The organism is Prevotella aff. ruminicola Tc2-24, from assembly GCF_900110895.1.
Classification (GTDB): Bacteria; Bacteroidota; Bacteroidia; order Bacteroidales; family Bacteroidaceae; genus Prevotella.
Genome location: NZ_FOIQ01000001.1, coordinates 92,667 through 110,388, shown reverse-complemented (window position 1 = coordinate 110,388; position 17,722 = coordinate 92,667). Strand labels below are relative to the sequence as shown.

General features: G+C 47.3%; 13 protein-coding genes and 1 other RNA gene. 13 read left to right on the top strand and 1 reads right to left on the bottom strand.

The window, feature by feature from the left end:
* The first annotated feature begins 274 nt into the window (after positions 1 to 274).
* The 6 genes from BMY63_RS00465 to BMY63_RS00440 are packed head-to-tail and all read left to right on the top strand — an operon-like array spanning position 275 to position 10,899.
* Positions 275 to 4,045, top strand: a complete 3,771-nt coding sequence (locus tag BMY63_RS00465) for a SusC/RagA family TonB-linked outer membrane protein (RefSeq protein ID WP_255397393.1) — start codon at positions 275 to 277, stop codon at positions 4,043 to 4,045.
* A gap of 12 nt (positions 4,046 to 4,057) precedes the next feature.
* Positions 4,058 to 5,926, top strand: a complete 1,869-nt coding sequence (locus BMY63_RS00460; RefSeq protein ID WP_091899233.1) for a RagB/SusD family nutrient uptake outer membrane protein — start codon at positions 4,058 to 4,060, stop codon at positions 5,924 to 5,926.
* A gap of 37 nt (positions 5,927 to 5,963) precedes the next feature.
* A complete protein-coding gene (locus BMY63_RS00455) occupies positions 5,964 to 7,076 on the top strand; it encodes a glycoside hydrolase family 18 protein (RefSeq protein WP_091899232.1) in 1,113 nt (370 codons plus the stop codon).
* A gap of 43 nt (positions 7,077 to 7,119) precedes the next feature.
* Positions 7,120 to 8,427, top strand: a complete 1,308-nt coding sequence (locus tag BMY63_RS00450) for a histidine phosphatase family protein (protein WP_091914015.1) — start codon at positions 7,120 to 7,122, stop codon at positions 8,425 to 8,427.
* Between the two features lie 4 nt (positions 8,428 to 8,431).
* Positions 8,432 to 9,703 carry a histidine-type phosphatase gene (locus BMY63_RS00445; protein ID WP_091914013.1) on the top strand — a complete coding sequence of 424 codons (1,272 nt, stop codon included), beginning with the start codon at positions 8,432 to 8,434 and terminating at the stop codon, positions 9,701 to 9,703.
* 20 nt (positions 9,704 to 9,723) lie between these two features.
* Positions 9,724 to 10,899: a purple acid phosphatase family protein gene (locus BMY63_RS00440; RefSeq protein ID WP_177178346.1), complete on the top strand. Its 1,176-nt coding sequence runs from the start codon at positions 9,724 to 9,726 to the stop codon at positions 10,897 to 10,899.
* A 13-nt stretch (positions 10,900 to 10,912) separates the two neighbouring features.
* Here the strand turns inward: BMY63_RS00440 and rnpB are convergent.
* Positions 10,913 to 11,288: RNase P RNA component class A (gene rnpB, locus BMY63_RS00435), an RNA gene on the bottom strand.
* Between the two features lie 168 nt (positions 11,289 to 11,456).
* Between rnpB and BMY63_RS00430 the strand changes: the two genes are divergently transcribed.
* From BMY63_RS00430 to BMY63_RS00395, 7 genes are all read left to right on the top strand, one after another.
* Entirely contained in the window at positions 11,457 to 12,326 is an 870-nt protein-coding gene (locus BMY63_RS00430; protein ID WP_256218883.1) for an RHS repeat-associated core domain-containing protein, read from the top strand.
* A 300-nt stretch (positions 12,327 to 12,626) separates the two neighbouring features.
* On the top strand, positions 12,627 to 13,088 hold the full coding sequence (locus tag BMY63_RS00420) for a hypothetical protein (protein WP_091914009.1): 462 nt from the start codon (positions 12,627 to 12,629) through the stop codon (positions 13,086 to 13,088).
* 174 nt (positions 13,089 to 13,262) lie between these two features.
* A complete protein-coding gene (locus BMY63_RS00415; RefSeq protein WP_143065681.1) occupies positions 13,263 to 14,606 on the top strand; it encodes an RHS repeat domain-containing protein in 1,344 nt (447 codons plus the stop codon).
* Positions 14,603 to 15,328, top strand: a complete 726-nt coding sequence (locus BMY63_RS00410; RefSeq protein ID WP_091899225.1) for a hypothetical protein — start codon at positions 14,603 to 14,605, stop codon at positions 15,326 to 15,328. The genes BMY63_RS00415 and BMY63_RS00410 overlap by 4 nt, the downstream gene beginning before the upstream one ends.
* A gap of 252 nt (positions 15,329 to 15,580) precedes the next feature.
* Positions 15,581 to 15,928 carry an RHS repeat-associated core domain-containing protein gene (locus BMY63_RS00405; protein WP_091914005.1) on the top strand — a complete coding sequence of 116 codons (348 nt, stop codon included), beginning with the start codon at positions 15,581 to 15,583 and terminating at the stop codon, positions 15,926 to 15,928.
* Complete coding sequence (locus BMY63_RS00400) at positions 15,909 to 16,565, top strand: hypothetical protein (RefSeq protein ID WP_091914003.1); 657 nt, start codon at positions 15,909 to 15,911, stop codon at positions 16,563 to 16,565. The genes BMY63_RS00405 and BMY63_RS00400 overlap by 20 nt, the downstream gene beginning before the upstream one ends.
* A gap of 4 nt (positions 16,566 to 16,569) precedes the next feature.
* Positions 16,570 to 17,124 (top strand): hypothetical protein, encoded by a 555-nt coding sequence (locus BMY63_RS00395; protein ID WP_091914001.1) that lies wholly within the window; start codon positions 16,570 to 16,572, stop codon positions 17,122 to 17,124.
* Positions 17,125 to 17,722: the final 598 nt, after the last annotated feature.

Here is a 17,722-nt window from a genome sequence, read left to right as displayed (position 1 = left end):
TAAATGTTAAAAGAAGGACCTCAAGACCGATTTAACAAAAAAAATTCATTTTCCTTTAGTGGATTTATAACGATAAAGGGTTATAGACATAGATTTCAATGATAAATAACTAAATTTGAATGCCTATGGACATAACCAACAAACGTGAATGACCTCGCTGATTGACTAAAAACTACCAGCAATGTGTTGATCATGTATCAACAAGCCACAAACTCAACTCACACCGTCATGGAGGAGTTTGAGAATTACCAAACTAAAAATTAAAAGCCTAACAATGAATTCAAGGAAAAAACTACGACATCGTGGATGTCTGAAAGACATATCAGAGTTTCTGGATGTCTCTCGCTTCGTAAAAATTCTGGCAACAGTCTGCATCTTGTTATCTGCCACGCTGACTGCCAACGCACAGAACCAAAATCTAAAGTTACCGTCAAAAACAGTAACCATTTCAGAGTTCTTCACCGCTATTGAAAAGCAGACCGACCTGTTGTTGGTCTATAGCGACGTCGACCTGAACGTTAACTCACAGGTATCGTTTGCCCAGAAAGAAGGAAAGCTGAAGTCCTTCATGGATCAGTTTGTCAAGGCCAAGGGTATCCGTTATGAGTTCACGACCAATAAATATATTGTTCTCTCCAGATCTTCAATACAGGATAACAAAAACACATCGCCCGACGGCAAGACTATCATCACGGGAACGGTAACTGACAAGGCTGGTGAACCGCTCGTTGGTGCTACCGTCATGCAGAAAGGCACAAAAAACGGTGTCATCACCAATTTTGATGGTGAATACACCATTGAGGCTCCCATAGGAAGCGCACTCATCGTCAGCTACGTAGGTTATGAATCCAAGGAGGTGAAGGCAACCAAGAATGCCCGTATCATCCTGGACGACGACTCCCAGTTGCTGAAAGAGACAGTGGTTGTGGGTTACGCCGTACAGAAGAAGGCCAACCTCACTGGTGCCGTCGCATCTGTCGATGCCAGCAAGCAGTTCGAGGGTCGTGTCATCTCCGACGTAGGACGTGGTCTGCAGGGTGCTGTCGCAGGTCTGACCGTCACCGACCCGCAAGGTGAGGTAGGTTCAAACCCGAAGATGAAAATCCGCGGTGCCATCGGCTCTTATGAGGGCGGTTCCTCTCCACTGATCCTTTTGGATAACGTGGAGATTCCTTCGCTTCAGGTTGTCAACCCCGACGACATCGAGTCAATCACCATTCTGAAAGACGCAGCCTCGGCCTCTATCTACGGTTCGAAAGGTGCTTTCGGTGTGGTACTGCTGACCTCGAAGAAAGGTGCGAAGACCGATAAGGTTTCTTTCTCCTATACAGGTAACTTCGCCTGGGAGAACCTGTCGAAGGACTACGACGTGGCTGGCGTGAACGGTCTGCAGTATATGCTCGACTGCCGCGCTCGTGAAAAGGACAGCTCACATACTGGTCACTATTCTTACGACGGTCTTTACACGGGTTCTTACTTCCGTGTAAGTGAGCAGAGTCTGCAGATGACCAAGGATTGGATTGAGAAATACGGAAGCATGGGTGCCGACGACCCCGTTGTCTATGGTCGTGACTGGTTCTATGAGAGCGGACGTATCTATGGTATCCGTCCATACAACATCTACGATTATATCATCCGTGAGAACGCTCCTTCCACAAAGCATAATATCACCGTCAACGGCAAGAAGGGTAACACCACCTTTAATATCGGACTGGGTTATCTGAGTCAGGACGGTATGTTCAGCACTTGTACGGACAACTTCAAGAAATACAACGCTTCTGTGAAGTTGGAGACCGAGGTAAACAAGTTCCTGACCATCCGCGGTGGAATGATGTACTCTACCTTCAACAAGAAATATCCGTTCCTGACGGAGTCGGGCAGCGATGGTCCTTGGATCTATCTCTACCGCTGGTCACCTCTGATGGCCATGGGCTACAACGAAGACGGTGAGATCATCCGTTCGGCACAGAGTGCCACCATGCAGGCCGCCAGTCAGAGTCAGAAGACCAACTACTCCAGCGTGAACATGGGCGTGACCATCACCCCATTGAAGAACTGGCAGATCAAGGCCGACTATACCTATTATAATAAGGAGTATATCGCCACCCTTCCTGGTTCTACGCTGAGTGCAGCCTCTTATCGTGACACACCTGTCGTACGCAGAGACGCCAACGGCAATAAGATCTATGTGAACAATGCCGGACAAGTGGTAAGCGAGGACACTGAGGGTGCAATGGTATCCTACAAGTTGCCATATATGGCCAACTACAACGGTGCCGACAAACCCAACCTCTTCAAGCGCAATCATGAAAACTCTTATAGTCACACGCTGAATGCCTATACCGACTACACGCTGAGACTGATGGACGTACACGACTTTAAGTTCATGGTCGGTATGAACCTGACGACCTACGATGCCAGCAGTCAGTATACTCAGGTAACAGAACTGACGAACTTCGAGAATCCTCAGTTCGCCTTCGGTACTGGTACATGGACTGGCGGTGGTGGCGCCTCTTGGTCATCACAGCTTGGTTACTTCGGTCGTCTGAACTATGTCTATGCCGACAAGTATCTCTTCGAGGCTAACCTCCGCTACGACGGAACATCGAAGTTCCCCACCGACATGCGTTGGAAGTGGTTCCCCTCATTCTCTGCAGGATGGCGTGTCAGTGAAGAGAAGTTCATGGAATGGACGAAGCCCGTCATCTCATCCATGAAGGTGAGAGGATCATGGGGTTCTATCGGTGACCAGACCGTCAGCTCATCACTCTATATCCCCACGATGAGCACAGGCTTCAGCAGTTGGATTGGTGGTAACGGTACAAGAGTGTTCTATGTCAACACCCCATCGGCCATTTCCGCTTCTATCAGTTGGCAGAAGATCGAGACGCTCGGCGTTGGTGTCGACCTCCGTCTGCTTAACAACGAACTGGGAATAACCTTCGACTGGTACCAGAGAGATACGAAGAACATGATCGTGCCTACCGACGGTGTGAACACCATCACCTATGGCGCCAGCGCACCGAAGGCTAACAACGGTCAGCTCCGTACAAAGGGATGGGAACTCTCTATCGACTATAACCACCGCTTTGCCAATGGACTGGGAATCTATGGTCAGTTCAATATCGCTGACAACAGATCAGTTGTCAAGAAGTTCGGTGACACCAAGAACCTGAGCGACTGGTATGTCGGTAAGGAATACGGAGAAATCTGGGGCTTCAAGGTAGACCGTCTCTATCAGTGGGATGACTTTGAGACTGATGCCAATGGCAACCTGATCTACCGCGAGCTGACAGCCGCCGACACCGACGACCCCAACTGCATCGGCAAGTCTTCATATATCCTCAAACCTAATGCCGACGGTTCTAAGCCTGTCTACCAGTCATATTTCGAAGGTAGCAGCTTCCACTTCGGTCCTGGTGACGTGAAGTATAAGGATGTAGACGGTGACGGCAAACTGTCAAAGGGCACCAAGACCACTGATGATCATGGTGATCTCGTGAAGATCGGCAACTCTACCCCACGTCTGGAGTATAGCTTCCGTCTGGGTGCCGACTGGAAAGGCTTCGACCTGAGCTTGATGTTCCAGGGTATCGGCAAGCGTAAGATCTGGGGACAGGGCCCGCTCTGTATCGCTGGATATAAGTATTCCGACGGTTGTATGGCTGCCGCCATCGCCGACAACTACTGGAGAGAGGATCATACAGACGCCTTCTATCCCGCAGCCATGGGCATGGGTTCTGGTAACGACAGTTACAACTTCATGGTCAACGACCGTTATATCCTGAACATGGCCTACCTGCGCCTGAAGAACCTCACCTTCGGCTATACCATGCCTTACGCCCTGACAAGTAAGATCGGCGTAGATAAAGCACGTCTCTACTTCACCGCAGAGAACCTGCTTACATGGGATAAGCTGCGTGGTCTGCCTATCGACCCAGAGGTCGAGACTGGTAACACCTATTTCGGTAGTCCACAGGACCGTACCGGTGTTGGTACACCTACATTCAAAACCGTTTCTATCGGTATTCAGTTGAACTTCTAAAGCATCCGAGCAATGAAAAAGACTATAAAATATCTACTGATTTCCACCGCATTTGTAACCTGCGGATGTAGCGACCTGCTCGACAGAGAGTCGCTCACCACGATGGAAGATACTAACTATTGGCGCTCGGAGAACGATCTGCGCTCCTATGCCAACCACTTCTACGAGACCTTCTTCCCAGGATATGGCTTAGAATGGGATCGTGACTGGGCATATTCCTATTCGACAGGATTCTGCGACGACTTCGTCAGCGAGGGTACACAGTCGTACTTCACCAATAAGGTTCCGACATCTCTGGGATCGAAGAGCGAGTCACGCGGCTGCTCTTCAGAGTACTACGGTCCGACATGGGGCTTCGGTCTGATCCGCTCACTGAACATCTTCATCGACCGTCTGAACACTGTCGCCAAGAACAATATCGACGAGGAGGCCTATCGTCACTGGATGGGTGTGGCCAAATTCTTGAAAGGATTCCAGTATGCCGACCTTGTCAGCGTATATGGTGATGTGCCCTACTTTGCTGATGTTGTCAAGGACGATGACCCCGAAACGATGTATAAGGATCGTGACGCACGCGGAGCCGTGATGGACAGTGTGTATGTGCTCTTCAACTATGCACTCGACAACATGCGCGAGAACGATGGTGCTCTGTTCCTCAACAAGTATATCGCAGCCGGATATATCAGCCGCTTCATGCTCAACGAGGGAACATGGCAGAAGTATCATGGTACAGAGCGTGGCGGTGGCGATGCTGCCCGTGCGAAGAAATACCTGGAACTCGCAGTAAAGGCTGGTGATATGGTTATCAACAGCGGTAAGTGGAGCTTCGACAGCGATTTCAAGAGCCTGTTCGCTTCGTTCGATCTGAGCAGCAACAGTGAGGTGCTGTTCTACCGCCACTACGACGCATCCCTGAACATCACTCATGCCATCGGTTCATACAATGGTGGTTCTGAGAGTGAGACAGGTGTGAGCCTGGCCTTCATCAAGGCATTCAACTGTAACGATGGCAAGCCCGCCAGCATCTCAACAATCGAGGGCGCCAACGACTTCAGTCTGGCTAATCTGACCAAGACACGTGACCCGCGCTTCGATGCTTGTTTCTACAATAAGCCGGATGTCAACTCTTCGTCGCTCATCTACCACTATAAGTATGCGTCGAAAGAGGCTCTCCAGTATTTTGAGGCTACCCATAACGTCATCAAGCCTACTTGGTACTCCGACTTCAACGAGAACGACGCGCCTCTGATGCGTCTGGGTGAGATCGTACTTAACTGGATCGAGGCTAAGGAAGAGTTGGCTCTGAGCTATGGTGGTGCTGCTGTCACTCAGGAGGATATCGACAAGAGCATCAACGCCATCCGTCAGCGTCCTCTCGACGACGATGCCAAGGCACGCGGCGTACAACAGACCGTTGCCCTGAACATCAACGCCATTCCTGAGGATCCTGATCGCGACAGCGACGTGCCTGCCCTTCTCTGGGAGATCAGACGTGAGCGTCGCATGGAGCTCTTCAACGAAGGCTCTCGCATCAAGGACCTGCGCCGTTGGCACAAGCTCAACTACATGGACTACGACCGTAACCCCGATAACTACCTCGGACCGTGGATCGACTTCTCGAAGGAGATCGTGATGCCAAACAACGATACCAACGAGTATCTTGATAAGTTGATCGGTGTTCTGACTGTCCAGAAGAAAGATGGTACTCGAGTGACCTACGATGGCACTAACGCCAGTGAGATGGTCGGCTTCTACGTGGTACGTAACGCTACCAACCGTGAGCCGTTCTCCGATCGTAACTACCTCGCACCTATCGGTCAGCAGCAGATCGACGACTATGGTCAGCGCGGCTATACATTAAGCCAGACTTATGGCTGGTAAATTCAATCAATAAACATCAATCTTAAAAAAAACAATTATGAAAAAGCTTTTATCCTTTTTCATGGTGTCAGCTATGTTCTTTAGCTGTTCATCAGACGAGCCGGAGCTCCTGACATCAGGCAACCCCGCAACAAATGAGTCAGAGACCGAGATTACTCGGGGGTCTTCAGAAATGCCTATCGCCTACTTCTGGAGAAAACCAGAAACCTTACCCGATCTCTCTTACATGACACATGTCATCGTCTCTAAGACTGTCTTCAACAGTTCTTTCGATGGCACTCTCGTTAGCAAGCAAGCTGCTCAGTATCTGAACAAGATCGTTGAACACAGAAACAAGACCAACAGTAACGTGAAGATCATCCTCATGGTCGGCGGCTGGGGTGTCGACGGATTCAGTCAGGTAGCAAGAGACGACAACAAGGTGAAGAAGTTCATCAGCCAGTGCAGTAAGCTGATTGATACTTACGGACTCGACGGCGTCGATATCGACTGGGAATATCCCGGAAAGGCTACTTCCAATAATATTGGATACAGCTCGAGCGATAAGGCTAACCTCACCAAGATGATGAAGACTTTCCGTGAGACCTTCGATAAGTATTACAAGAGTCGTCCGAAGATCTTGTCTATCGACGTGAGCGCAAAGCATCCCGATTATTACGACATGAAGGGACTGTCTAAGTATGTCGACTTTGTGAATATCATGACCTACGACATGGGTGATCCCCCATACCACAATGCACCGCTGCACTCGTCATCTATGACTAAAGGCTCATGCAACTCGTCAATGATTGACTATATGGACGCTGGCGTTCCCGCCTCAAAGATTCTGATGGGTATTCCTTTCTATGGTCATGCCAACGGAAGCAACAGCGAACTCAAGGCAGACGTGTCTTACTTTGAAGTCAAGAAGCTTATCGAGAAGAAGGATAAGTACACAGAGAAGTGGGATGACGATGCTTGTGTGCCCTACCTCGTATGGAAAGGTCAGACAACCAACATCTGTTCCTTCGAGAACGCATCATCCATCGCAGCCAAGTGTAAGTACATCAAGAACAAGGGACTGGGTGGCGCAATGGTATGGTCGTACGATCATGACGACAGCAATGGTACGCTTCGCAAGGCTCTGAGGAAAGGGCTCTGGGGCTATTAAGCAGTCGCTACTGGAAACAACAACAACTATTAATATCTGAAAAATGAAATTGATCAAAACCTCTATGATGTGTCTGGCGGCAGGACTTTGTCTTGCCGCTCAGGCTCAAACTTCCAGAACAGAGCTGATGGCTCATCTCGATCTGGCAACTGGCAACTATTGTAACTATCCCAACCCGTCAGGGCATATCACCCCTGCTCCCGATGGTTATGAGCCGTTCTACGTAACCCATTACGGACGTCATGGTGCCAGATATATGACGAGCGACAAGCATTACAAGTACACCATCGGTAAGATGGACACCGCACAGGCTCAGGGACTGCTCACGGAATACGGTAAGGAGATCCTGCAGCGACTGAACGTGGCTGCCGCCAACGCTTGGCATCGCGACGGAGACCTGACAGAGCTGGGTGGTCGTCAGCACCGCGCCATCGCACACCGTCTGATGGTGAACTATCCGTCACTGATGAATCAGGCCATCGACGTCAAAGCCAACTCCTCTACCGTCAGACGCTGTATGCTCAGCATGGCTAACTTCTGTCAGGAGATGATCAGCATGAACCCCAGTCTGAACATCTCGATGGATGCCAGTGAACACGACATGTATTACATGATTGCCAACGACAGCATCGTCATCCCTAAGTCGGACAAAGATGATGCATTGTACGAGAAACTCGACGTGTTCCGTCACAAGATGCTCAACGGCCGCCATCAGTTCGAACTGTTGTTCACGAACCCTGAGGCAGCCGGTAAGTTCATCGATCATTATAAGTTCACCGACGCCCTGTGGAACATTGCAGCCGACATGTACTGTCTGCCGGAGCTGAACCTGTCGTTCAACGACCTGTTCACCGACGATGAGTTCATCGATGGTTTCCGTGCCTATAACGCAAGCTGGTGCCTCTGGGAAGGTCTGATGCCTGGTGCACAGCCCAACCACTACGCCCACTATCCGCTGCTGATAAACTTCCTCGACGAGGCCGACCTCATGATCAAGTCTGGGAAGAGCGGCGTACGCCTGCGCTTCGGACACGACAGCACAGTACTGCCCTTCGCCTTTATTCTCGGTATGAAAGAGGCCATGCAGGGTACTGACGACATGGAAGACCTGCACAATCACTTTGCCCTCTTCCGTCTGATTCCGATGGCCGGTAATATCCAGCTCATCTTCTTCCGTAAGCAGGGTTCAGACGATATCCTTGTGAAGTTCCTGATGAATGAGAACGAGACATCCATCCCCATCACAACCGATTGCTTCCCATACTATCACTGGAAGGATGTGGAGAGCTACTACAGGAACATGCTGAAACAGGCAAACATCACATATAAGGATAAGATCAAGAAGAAATAGCGTCATGATGAAGAATCGCAGACCTGTTTTATGGGCAATCGCCTTACTGACTGCTCTGACCGCACAGGCACAGACATCCCAGGAAGAGATCTTCAACGATATCTACCGCACGGGATCTAACTATTTCGCCTATCCCGGTCCTAGTCAGAAGGTACTGACACCCGCTCCCAAGGGATATGTGCCATTCTACATTAGTCATTACGGTCGACATGGCTCACGCTATATGTCACACAACGACTACTATGTCACGGCCATCAACAAACTCGACAGTGCCCGGCAGTTTGGTATCCTCACCGCCAAAGGCGAGGACGTGCTAAGCAAGTTACGCATTGGCTACGCAGACGCCTGGAACCGTGATGGCGACCTGTCTAAGCTTGGCGCACGTCAGCACCGGGAGATCGCCCACCGTATGTATGAGCGTTTCACCGAACTGCTGTCACAACCCTTGAAGATCGATGCGAAATCATCGACCTCACGCCGTTGCATGCTGAGCATGTTCTATTTCTGTCAGGAGCTGAAGGCACAGAACCCTGCACTGGACATCGCTATGGATGCCAGTAAACACGATATGAAGTTCGTGGTCGAGGATCTCAGCATCAAACCAGCTGCTACACCTCAGAGTGAGGTCTATGAACAGCAGCGGTCGACGATCTTCGAGGGTGCTCACGACCCCGCCCGACTGATGACATCACTGTTCACCGACCAGACTCGTGCGAAACAGTTCATCGACGGCAGAGAACTGATGAAGGCCCTCTACAATGTGGCAGAGGATCTGCAGAACGTGCCAGAGCTCAACATCTCCCTGATAGACGTGTTCACGAAGGAAGAACTCTTTAACATGTGGACAGGCTATAACGCTGGATGGCTGTTGTCTACGGGACTCGTACCCGGATCAACCCCCATCTACCTGCAACAGAAAGAGGTGCTCGACAGCATCGTCAGCAAAGCCGACCAGGTGATCCTCGCAGGAGAACCCTCTGTGACCCTCCGCTTCAGTCATGACAGTTCGGTACTGCCACTGGCTTATCTGTTGGGATTAAAAGAGGCCATGGGTGGAACAACCGACATCCAGAATCTGTACAAGTACATCTCCATCGACAAGATCATTCCCATGGCCGCCAATATCCAGATGGTGTTCTATCGGAAGACAGATGCGAAAGATGTGCTGGTGAAGTTCCTGCTCAACGAGAACGAGACCACCATCCCGGTAAAGACGGATTGTGAGCCTTATTACCGATGGACGGATGTCAAGGATTTCCTGAACCATCGATTCTAAATCATCAGAAAAGAAGCATCATGCGACTTTCAAGACAAGTTTTGGTTTTTTGCTATATTGTTATACAGAGTCTTTCTCCTGCGTTAGCTCAGGAGACTGACTCTGTATTTTCACTCAGACCATTCCTACAACTCTCTTTCGCCCAGACAGCGACAACGGTCAACAACGATATGGTGGTGACATGGTCAACACACATACCGACAGTCAGCTGGGTTGAATACGGCACCGACTCTACCCGACTCTCCCCCGTCTGGCACGTTGAGGAAGGCAAGGTGGTGGCCAACAATACGGTACACCACATCACACTGACGGACCTCAAGCCGCAACAGCGTTATTACTATCGTGTCTGTTCGCAAGAGGTCAAGGATTTCCGTTATCGTCATATCACCTTAGGCGATACCGCACGATCCAGGATCTATTCGTTTGTGATGCCCGACCTGCAGAACAACGACTTCAGCATCGTCATCTACAACGATATCCACCGTCATGAGGAAACGATCACAGCCCTCACAGAGAAGGTACAGGATGTGACAGCCGACCTCATCATCTTCAACGGCGACTGTCTGGTTGAGCCCGACAGCGAACAGGATCTTGTTGACATGCTGGCTGTTCTCAATGAGAAAGTAGATGCTGCAGAGAACCCCGTATTGTACCTGAGAGGAAACCACGAGGCGCGTGGTGCCTGGTCGTGGCATCTCCACGACTATCTTCATTTCCTGGACGGCTCCTTGTATGGTGCCTTCAATTGGGGTAATACCCGTTTTGTAATGTTAGACTTCGGAGAGACACGCAGTGATGACAACCCGCAGTTTGCCCATCTGAACCGTAATGATTTGTTCCGTGAGCAAGTGGGTGGATTTCTGAAGAGTGAGTTATGCTCCGCACCGTTTAAGAACGCACAACATCGTGTTCTCATCCACCATGTGCCCCTTTACGGCTATGAGGGATGCGACCCGCTCCATGATGTGTGGGGACGACTACTGACGAATGCGCCTTTCAACATCTGCCTCAATGCCGACCTTCACGAGTATGCCTACCTGCCACCAGAGAAAGGCGTTCATCCTTTTCCTGTCGTCATCGCTGGTGGAGAAGAACCCAGCATAGCCACCGTGTTCGTGCTGTCTAAGAGAGATGGTCGCCTTCACCTGAAAGCACTCAAGGCCGAAGGTGGTATCCTGTTAGATAAAGATTTCTGATTTAAACAAAAAAGAAAGCACTGCCCCTATAAGCCGGGTTCTGTACCGATGCAGGCACCGGTGTCTGTCATTTATCTAGTCCATGAGTCACCCCATGGCTCAAGCGTTCTACCCTCCACCGTAGCCGAAGCCGTCGGGCGGGCAACCCTCAGACGGTGGTATACGCGAACTTGCAGCCTCCAGCAGGCACAGCCCAATGATCACCCATTGGCTGGTGGTCTCTTACACCACCTTCTCACCCTTACCTGCTCCATCAGGAGTACAGGCGGTTATTTTCTTCTGCCCTCACCTACTGTCACCAATAGCTTCCATTTTCAGAAGTGGAGCGCCCTGTGCTGCCCGGACTTTCCTCTCGTGTCAAAGACACCAGCGACAGACCGTGGCAGTGCTTTCGGCTGCAAAATTACGAAAAGTCGAGCGCATAACAAAGAAACTCGTTTCTTTTTTTGCCGAGACAGAGTATTTTCGCGATCCAACCCACAAATTACCTCACAGATTTGTCCGTTTCAAACAAATTGCCTATATTTGCCCTCGATATCAACCATATAGTTTGGAAGATGATAAGCGATAGCTATACCTACGACCTGAGCGGCAACCCTCAGAAGATCTACTTCACCAACGGCAGCATCACGAAGTACGTCTACAGTGCGACGGGCCAGAAGCTGCGCATGGTGCACTACACGGCCAAGGCGAACATCACCCGTACGATTGACCCGACGGACTACCTGCTGGGCGGCAGCCTGGTGGTGAGGAACGGCAAGATCGACAAGTACCTCTTCGACGGCGGCTATGCCCAGGCGACGGCCAGCGGCACGACGGACAACTTCGCGTTCTACTACCAGAACAAGGACCATCTGGGCACGGTGCGTGAGACGGTGACCTCGACGGGTGCGATGAAGCAGCGCGTGAACTACTACCCCTTCGGCGGCCAGCTCGTGGACACGCTGAAGGCGATGGTCTTGAGCCCCAATTTCCAACAATATAAGTACAACGGCAAGGAGTTCGACGGCATGTACGGCCTGAACACCTACGACTACGGCGCCCGCCAGCACTACCCCGTCCTCGCGAGATGGGATCGGATAGATCCCCTGTGCGAGAAATACTACGGCGTCAGTCCGTATGCGTATTGCGAAAATGACCCTGTTAACGCAATTGACCCTGATGGTAGGAATGGCTTAAAAGTATCTATTAAAGCTGGTTGGAAGATTGCAAAGACTGTAGCAAAAAATGGTGTTAAATCATTAGCTAAAGGAGCAACGTATGCAGAAGCATTTAATGATGTCGTCGAAGATGCAAAAACTGTGTTTGATTCCAATGCCTCAACAAAGGACAGATTTATTGCCGGAGCTAGTCTCGCTTCTGAGATTTTTAGTCCTGTAAGTATTCGAGATGGGAAAGCTGCAATCAAAGGAGTAAAACAGCAGTAGATCATACCTCCAAACAAACTTCGCGTGCGGCTAGGCGGAAGGTTATGAGAGATCAGGGCATTCCAACTAGTCAGCAACCGAAATCTCAAAGCAGAAATGCTTCAGGCCGTGAGTACACCTACGAAACCCCTGATTCATATGGAACAACTGATACTAAGTCGGTACAGCAACAAACTATGGATCGTTCACATGATAAACCTCATTGGGAGGCGGGCAGCGTGAAAACTAATGATAACACAGGCGAGCCACGACGGAATAGGTATACTAGATAATACAAAAAGTAAAGAAGAATACGAATAGATGGAAACATTAGAACAAAAGAAAAGAAGATTGATAGGCAAAGTTAAGTATCTTGATAAATATATCAAGACACTTAACAAGATCATATTAAAAAATGTTGATTCAACAATGTTATTATCCGTTGTTGATACAGACAGAATATGTCCTATGGTTGATATTAATTATTTCAATATTGATTATAAAACTACACTTGATTTTGGTGATAAGAAATTGATGTGGGATAGAATAAAGCCGTTATTTGGTCATAATCCATTATTTATTAGATTGAGGCACTATCGTGAGTGTGGCTTATTTCCTTTGGAATCAATAGAATTGTTTAATATCGATTTTAATTATGAAGATGATCCTTGGGGGATGATCGTATTAGTTTCAAATGATTGCTTAAAAGAAGTCATTTTAGATTTTTACGAAGAAAATAATCTCAGAAAAATCGACATAGAAATAAGAAGCGCAAAAAACTAAATGACATAGTATCCTAATATAGGTTGCCGTCTTCTCATCCTAAAGTTGATTTAAGTTGATGGAGTAATGGGATTAAGGATCAATAGAACTATTTTTTGATTCTGTGAAGTGACCTCCAAAAGTTGGACGGATGCGCAAATAATCCGTCTCATACATTTGGCCGTTTCAAACAAATTGCCTATATTTGTCCTCGGAATCAACCATACGGTTTGGAAGATGATAAGCAATAACTATACCTACGACCTGAGCGGCAATCCCCAGAAGATCTACTTCACCAACGGCAGCATCACAAAGTACGTGTACAGTGCGACGGGACAGAAGCTGCGCATGGTCCATTATACGGCCGTGAAGGATATCACCCGCACGATCGGGCAGCAGGTGGAGCTGAAGGCATCGGAGATCCAGAGCACGGACTCGACGGACTACCTGCTGGGCGGCAGCCTGGTGGTGAGGAACGGCAAGATCGACAAGTACCTCTTCGACGGCGGCTACGCCCAGGCGACGGCCAGCGGCACGACGGACAAGTTCACGTTCTTCTATCAGAACAAGGACCATCTGGGCACGGTGCGTGAGACGGTGACCTCGTCGGGTGCGATGAAGCAGCGCGTGAACTACTACCCCTTCGGCGGCCAGCTCGTGGACACGCTGAAGGTGATGATATGGAACCGCGACTTCCAGCAATATAAGTACAACGGCAAGGAGTTCGACGGCACGTTCGGCCTGAACACCTACGACTACGGTGCCCGCCAGCACGACCCCATCCTCGCAAGATGGGATAGAATAGATCCGCATTGCGAAAAATACTACGGCGTCAGTCCGTATGCGTATTGTGGAGATGCCCCCGTGAACAAAATCGATCCGGATGGGATGGATGAATATTATTCACCAGATGGCAGATTCCTGTATAAAGATGATAAAAAAACAGAATATGTTTTTGTCGGTGAGAATCAGCTGATGCTCAATGGAAAACCAATTACGGCAACAGAGTTTCAAAATAAAGCGAGTACTATATATGCTGAGAGTTCCATAGGTTATGGTATTGCAGATCCTAAAGAGATGTGTTCCATTGCCAGTGTTCATTTACGTAATAACAAGGCGTTTGGACAAGGAGCATCTTTAGCCAAAGCATTTAGATCCACATCATTGAGTAAGCAAACAAAAAGTATGCAAATGGCTAACGCAGCTTTGATAAATGCTTTACAAGGAGGGACCGATTATAGCAACGGTGCAACTCAGTGGGATGGCGCGGAGCAGGCAATGGTTCCATTACAATATATGGACAAACCATCTAATGGACGTTTTATGTTTAAAATGAACACGATGGGATGGTCTATGTCTGATGAGGATTACTCATCATGGAAAACTGCCGTTGAGAATAAATTTGGGATAGGCAAATTTACAGTTCCGCAAGAGAAGAGCGCAACATCTAATTATGGAGGAATGAAGAATAAAGGTAGAATACGGCTTCAATCAACTGCGCAATATGGTTTAACAATTTTCTGGAAGGAAACAAAATGAAAAATGTGTGGATTATTTTTTTCTTTTTCTTCGTAAACATTTCCTGCTCGGGTAGTAACTGTTATCGGGTTTTATATAATGGAAGTCTTATAGAGGAAAGGAATTATGAAAATGGAGAATTAAAAAGTATTGTTGCTTATAATCTAAGTGACACAAAAGATTCTATCATGTATGATGGCGGAATAAAGTGTTTTCACTTTTTGGGGAATGAGTATGTGGATGAAGATCCATTCGCGTTTCAAAAGTATTACAATTCTTACTTTGATAAATCATTGAGTCAGAACCTTATATATAGCACGGTAGAATCGCATGTATTATTAGAAGATGTCTTATGGTCATTGGCATCGATTGACTGTGAGATGGCATTAGACAGTGTCCGATTGTCTCAAAACAGAATCATTACAGAAGAGGCTTCAGAATATAGTATAGAGTATAAAAAACTGGATGCACAATGCCAATTGTATGGCTTGTTTCAAACATATAATACAGAGAAACTTGAATCTGTTAAGGCAATTATCAAAGACGGCTGTCTAATTAAATTGTTGTTTGTTGGTGAGAAAACCAATAAGACGGTTGTTTTCGAATATCTGAATGATTGTCTTTATAAGGTAAAAATTTGTTACTATGGTCGTGGCGTAGAAGATTGTTTATTTTCTGAGGAATATTGTTATATCAGAAAAGAGACAAAACAGACATCGTTCATCAGGAAACAAGCAGAATGAGCATGTCTTTGAATATTGAGATAGGCGAGCAGGTGGATATACGATGGATACCCTCTGCAAATTGACTTCGCTGACGATATAGATAAAGATTGTTTACCTGTAATAGAGGTGGCCCTGAAGTGTCCTGGTTGTAGGGCGCTTCGGGGCTACTTGTTTTACCAGAGATGCTGTCGGACAAAATATTTTGGAAATAACCCATGAATATTCCCAATTATTTGCTATATTTGCCGTTGGTTATCAACTATAAATCGCATGGGATTACAAAAGAGCGGCACGACGGACAAGTTCACGTTCTACTACCAGAACAAGGACCATCTGGGCACGGTGCGTGAGACGGTGACCTCGGCGGGTGCGATGAAGCAGCGCGTGAACTACTATCCCTTCGGCGGCCAGCTCGTGGACACGCTGAAGGTGATGATTTGGAACCGCGACTTCCAGCAATACAAATACAACGGCAAGGAGTTCGACGGCATGTACGGCCTGAATACCTACGACTATGGCGCCCGCCAGCACTACCCCATCCTCGCAAGATGGGACCGCCTCGATCCCCTGTGTGAGAAGTACTATGGTGTCAGTCCGTATGCGTATTGTGCGAAATAATCCAGTGAATAGGGTTGATCCAGACGGGTGCGATGTACATCCTGCTGATAGTGCTGCATATAATACAATACTTAATACGCTCCATCCTGCTGATAGGCAGTATGTAATATTGGATAAAAATGGAAATATTGATTATGCTATGATGAAGGCTCATGATAGTGATAGTGAAAACTATATATGCTTGATGGATTTAACAGGTTCTGATTTAGTCTTTAATGTTAATATACAAGAGAAATATACAGACTATATGAATGAACAAGGAGAATCCGGAGATAATGGAAAATTATCGTATTGTGAACCAGATGATTTTTTTGTTGATAATGATTTCTCTTCCCCATCAGGACTAACTACAGGAGAAAGCGGGAAATATGGGACGACGCTCTTACCTGGAAATGGAAGTAGTGGCGTGAATTCTGTAGATAATGCTGCTCATGTATTTATTCATCCTTCATTGAGTGAGATAGGAAAAGCAGAAGCTTTAAGCCATGAACTATATGGACATGGATACTTATATCATAAATATAGAAACAGAACTGTTGCGGGGCATCAATATATAGGAAGCACTGATACAAATATATTATTAAGACAGCATATTTTTAGGGCTAGAAAAGAAACTGTTTCATATTTAAAAAAATAAGAAGATGAAAAAAAACTTGTGTGTGACATTCCTGATTATTATTAATCAGATATCAGCATTCGCATATGAATTGAAGACGGACACGGTAGCCATTGAGAAAGACGAAAGGCAGATAAACCAGGTAATAGTTTCTATCATTAATAGCGAAAGTGAAAATCTTTGGATCTGGTTTGATGAACCCAATAATGATAGGGATGATGCATATGAAATAAAAAGGCACCTCATGAAGCGGGAGGCCGATTTCTCTTTATTCGATATTGCCACAGATGCGAACATGGAAGGATGCTTGTGGTGTGCACCGATGTCAATGAAGTTGTTTGTTAAATGCATAGAACCAGGGGGGGCTTTTAAAATTGTGATTTACAAAGAATCAGGAGCCGATAAAATAGTTACTCCCCCTTCTGTAAACCTCAAAAGGTTTATTCGTATATATAGGAATGAAGATATTGTGAGGTCTTGTCCTGGTATAGATTCAAAGTTAGGAATCAAGCGAATATCATATCCTTATGATGTCATCATATTGAATGATCATATTATTGGCTACAGAGATAGAAAGTAACCTTTTGTCATGAGAAAGTGCCTAAAAAAGTGTTCGCCTGAAGTTGCGAACTAGAAAAAATAAGGGGGACTTTTATCTCCTTTTCCCCCTGTTTGGCGTAGAGATGTGGGCTACTTTGGGTAAGGGTGGCTTCTTACAGTCAAGGAGATAGTCTCCATGACGGTAAGGAATGGCACTTACGAGTGAAAGAGATAATCTCTTATAGGGTATAGGGATTATCTCTTTCGCTTGTAAACCCTATCTGAATGACTCATAGGGCCTATCTCTTTGAGGGAAAGATGATGCCCCTTTCGCGCATAGATTTAACTTGCTTGTTATCAGACAGATATAAAAAGCATTCAAAACTTGCGTGTATGGGGCTCACTCCAACGTTCCTGACTTACATGCGAGTTATGAGGGGGCGTTTGTAAAGATATATCGTGATAGTCCCTTCTTGCGTCCCGTCGGTAGCAAGCGAGCAGAGCTCGAGCGCGACAGGCTCAGGGGCCGCCTTAATTCATTATTCTTAATTAAGCAGCATAATAAATACTAAAATTATCAGAAATTTAAGGTTCTTGTGTTAAACGCAAAGAGCCGTTAAGCATAAGAAAGGAAGTGT